This window comes from Dietzia timorensis, from assembly GCF_020742175.1.
GTDB classification, from domain to species: domain Bacteria; phylum Actinomycetota; class Actinomycetes; order Mycobacteriales; family Mycobacteriaceae; genus Dietzia; species Dietzia timorensis_A.
In genome coordinates this window covers 1-3,358 of record NZ_DYXM01000160.1, presented here as the reverse complement: position 1 = coordinate 3,358, position 3,358 = coordinate 1, and the positions used below count along the sequence as shown (strand labels likewise).

3 protein-coding genes are annotated in these 3,358 nt (G+C 66.9%); 1 reads left to right on the top strand and 2 read right to left on the bottom strand.

What is annotated here, in order from left to right:
* Positions 1-195 precede the first annotated feature (195 nt).
* Both K8V11_RS08485 and K8V11_RS08480 read right to left on the bottom strand, forming a co-directional pair.
* On the bottom strand, positions 196-1,215 hold the full coding sequence (locus tag K8V11_RS08485) for an asparagine synthase C-terminal domain-containing protein (RefSeq protein ID WP_303912741.1): 1,020 nt from the start codon (positions 1,213-1,215) through the stop codon (positions 196-198).
* Entirely contained in the window at positions 1,212-2,372 is a 1,161-nt protein-coding gene (locus K8V11_RS08480; RefSeq protein ID WP_303912739.1) for a tetratricopeptide repeat protein, read from the bottom strand. The genes K8V11_RS08485 and K8V11_RS08480 overlap by 4 nt, the downstream gene beginning before the upstream one ends.
* Positions 2,373-2,435: 63 nt before the next feature.
* Between K8V11_RS08480 and K8V11_RS08475 the strand changes: the two genes are divergently transcribed.
* Positions 2,436-3,284, top strand: a complete 849-nt coding sequence (locus tag K8V11_RS08475) for a dihydrofolate reductase family protein (protein ID WP_303912736.1) — start codon at positions 2,436-2,438, stop codon at positions 3,282-3,284.
* Positions 3,285-3,358: the final 74 nt, after the last annotated feature.

Genomic DNA, 3,358 nt, shown 5'->3' with positions numbered 1-3,358 from the left:
GCCGATGCCTGCATTTCCATGGTGACCTGGTCGTTGAAGGCCTTTTCGAGCTTATCGTTGAGTCGCATGCCGCAAGGATATGCGGATACCGATAAATTCGACAAGGATCATTCGGCTTGCTTCCCGAGGGTGCCCTTGCCTCGGGAGGTTACATTTCGGTCGGTTGTGTCCCGGATCGCGTGGCGATCGGCCCCGTCATCCCGCATCCCCGGATCCGAGGGAGCGTTCCAGCCACAGCCGGGCGACGGTGTACTCGAGGGGTTCGAGCATCGGGTCCGCGTACTCCCCGCCGCCCTTCCTCGTCGTAAGCCACCGTCGTGCGGCGACCACGAGCCCGTCCACTCCCCCGGAAGAAACCTGCATGGGGCTCTTGGCGTGCCGGACGAGTTCCCGCGGCACGCCGAGACGCACCGCCGCTTCGCGGAGCACCAACTTGTCGGTGTCCATCTCCGGACCCCGGACGGCCGTCGGCGGCAAGGACAGCGCCAACTCCACCGCCGCCGTGGTCTGCCAAATCTGGATGTGGCGTTCGGGCCGTTCCAGCAACCGCTCGTAGAAATCCGGGATCAGCCTGTCGCGGGTGAAGTTCTTCGCGACCCGCGCGCGCACGGCGGCGGCCCATTCGGCGTCCCGATCCGCGTCCGCGTCCTCCGCCCGGCCGAACTCGGAACCGCCGAGGAACAACGAATCGGCCCCCGCGCCGGTGAAGATGGGGCCATCGGCCCCGCGTTCGCGCGCCCGGGCATCGCACTGGGTCAGCACCGTCGCCGCGAGCACTTCCCACGGATCGGATACGCCGAGTACGGGCACCAACCGGGCGGCCGCGGCGGACAGCTCGGTGGGATCGAGGGCCACCATCTCGTGCTCGAACCCGAAGAGCCCGCTGATTTCCGCGGCCCGATGCGCTTCATCGTCAATGCGGCCGGGCACATCGGCGCTGAACGTCACCGCCATACAATCGACGCCCGTTCGCGCCAGCGCGGCCGCCAGCAACATGGAGTCGACTCCGCCCGACAACAAGAGGGAGGGGCGCCCGGGGTTACGTTCGATGACGGCCGCGATGCGTTCATCCAGGTACTCAATGACCCCGTCGACGCCCTCGGCGAGGTCGATGCCGTCACCTCGGCCCGCGTCCCCGATCGACCGCAGATCGACGAGGTCGGGGACGTAGTCGCAGGAGCCTCCCCCGGGGGTCGTGCGGAAAAGCCTGTTCATGTCCGGTCCTTTCGGGTGCGCTCGGCGCGGGGCCTGGCGAGCACGTGGATCATCACGAAGAAGAACACAAGGAAGATCGAGGCCGACGCGAGAATCGCGATGCGCCCGCCGAGGCTCAGGCCGGCGGCCAGGGAGGTGCCGATGGTCGCCGCCAAAACACCGATCAAGGCCACGAACAAGGCGATGACCTCCATGATCCGGAACATCATGTCCTGGAACTGCCGCTTCAACGTGTTCGAATGCTCGTCGACGATGCCGTGCAGCTTTTCGACCTGCGCGTCACCGCGCTCCGCGATCACCGCCTCGACCGCGGCGACTTTTTCGTCGATGTTCGCCATGATGCCCATTTCGTAGGTCACCATCATCCGCTGGCGGACGAAGTCGGCGTGGACCTCCCGGGAATTCGCGTCGAGGAGGGAAATGGCGGTGTCGAGGGCTTCGACGGCCTCGCGATGTTCCCCAAGTCGCCGATGCCCCTCGGCCCGGCGCATCCACGCGTTCGCGTCCCGTGCGTCGCTTCGGATCAGGCGGGTGCCGATCTGCACGAGCTGTTCACCGTACCGGTCACCCGGATACAGCCACATGCCGTGGAGGACCAGGTGCTGGAGCTTCACGTTGGCGCCGGGTTTCGCGAGACGTTCGATGGCGTCCACGTCGACGTCGGCGCCCTCGGCCAGCGCGGCGAACATGGCGAAACCTTCGCCGAAGTTCGAGTACTCGATGGCCTCATCGTCGTCGATGACACCGAGTATCCGGTTGATCAACCGGTAGTCGAAGTCGAATCGCGCCGCCTGCAACGCCAGGTAGGCGTACGCGAATCGCACGACTTTGGGCTCACGGCGGACCAGCATGTGCTTCGGGATCTGGGGCGTAGCGCTGCGGCAACACGACCTCCCCGCCCACCCCAAGTCGGCGAGATACCCGACGAGGAACTCTTCCTCGGGTTCGCATTCGCGCACCCAACCGATGACCTCGCCCACCCACGTGCCACCGTGGACTTCCATCAGATAACGGGAGTACAGGTGGCGGGCACCCGCATCCTCGGGGATCCTCGCCCATAGATCGCGGAGCGCATCGCCGTCGTCGAGGCCGCGCAGCTCCGATTCCGTCAGCTCCGCGACGTCCCCCGCGAGCATCGAATCCACCGTTGCAGTCATGGGCTCAACTCAACACGCGGTCCAATGCGCCCGCAAACGGGGTTGCGGATATCGTCGTACGTCATGCGATGGTTTTCGGAGCTCGACGGCGGCAACATACCGGAGTTTCTCGGCGATCGCGGTTCCGCGGTCACCGCGTCGACTGAGCCCGCTGCCCCGGCCGGCGATGCCCGGGTGATCGTCGTGGCGATTAGTTCGGTTGATGGGCGCGGCGCGATCTCCGGGAAGTCCTCGGGGCTGGGAAACGACGCCGACCTGCACCTGCTCAAGTCGCTCCGGGATTCGGCGGACGTCATCGTCGTGGGTTCGTCGACGGTTCGGGCCGAGGGCTACTGCGGCGTCGGGCGGGACGAGGCGACGAAACGCTTCGGCGGCCCGGCCCACGACCGCCCCGTCCCGCCCATCGCGGTGCTCACCCGCGGCTTCGAGCTCGATCCGGAATCCAGGTTCTTCGCCGACGCGGAGGTACCGCCCATCGTCATCGGCCCGAAGGAGTTCGTGGGCCGCCCCGCGGCGGTCCCCGATGACCGCGCCTCGCGTCTGGCGTCCCTGGAGCGAACCGGGGCGACTGTGCTGATGCTCGATGACACGGATCCGGCCTTCGTGGTCGACGCATTGAGGAACCGCGGTTACGCGCGAATAGTCGTCGAGGGTGGCCCCAGCGTCTATCGGTCGTTTTTCGAAGCCGACATCGTCGACGAGGTTTTCCTGACCCTCGCGCCCGTCGTCGTCGGTGATGGACCGGCGACGTTCGGCGGGGACTCCGCCGGCGGCACCGCGGACATCGGCGGCTCGCGCGATGGTGCCGCGACGCCCGTGACTTCAGCGACGCCCACAGGTTTTGTCGCCGAGGCGGCGGCCTTCTCCGACTCGCACGTTTTTGTCCGCTATTCCCGGTTGCGCACCGGGTAGCTTCAGACGGGTGACTACCTCCCCGACGACGCTCGACGGTGCCCGCACGCGGCGCATGGCGGCCATGATGCTGT

Excerpts from the sequence above, each read along its gene's own strand:
- K8V11_RS08485 (WP_303912741.1), bottom strand. The coding sequence starts at position 1,215 with ATGAACAGGCTTTTCCGCACGACCCCCGGGGGAGGCTCCTGCGACTAC.
- K8V11_RS08480 (WP_303912739.1), bottom strand. The coding sequence starts at position 2,372 with ATGACTGCAACGGTGGATTCGATGCTCGCGGGGGACGTCGCGGAGCTG.
- K8V11_RS08475 (WP_303912736.1), top strand. The coding sequence starts at position 2,436 with ATGCGATGGTTTTCGGAGCTCGACGGCGGCAACATACCGGAGTTTCTC.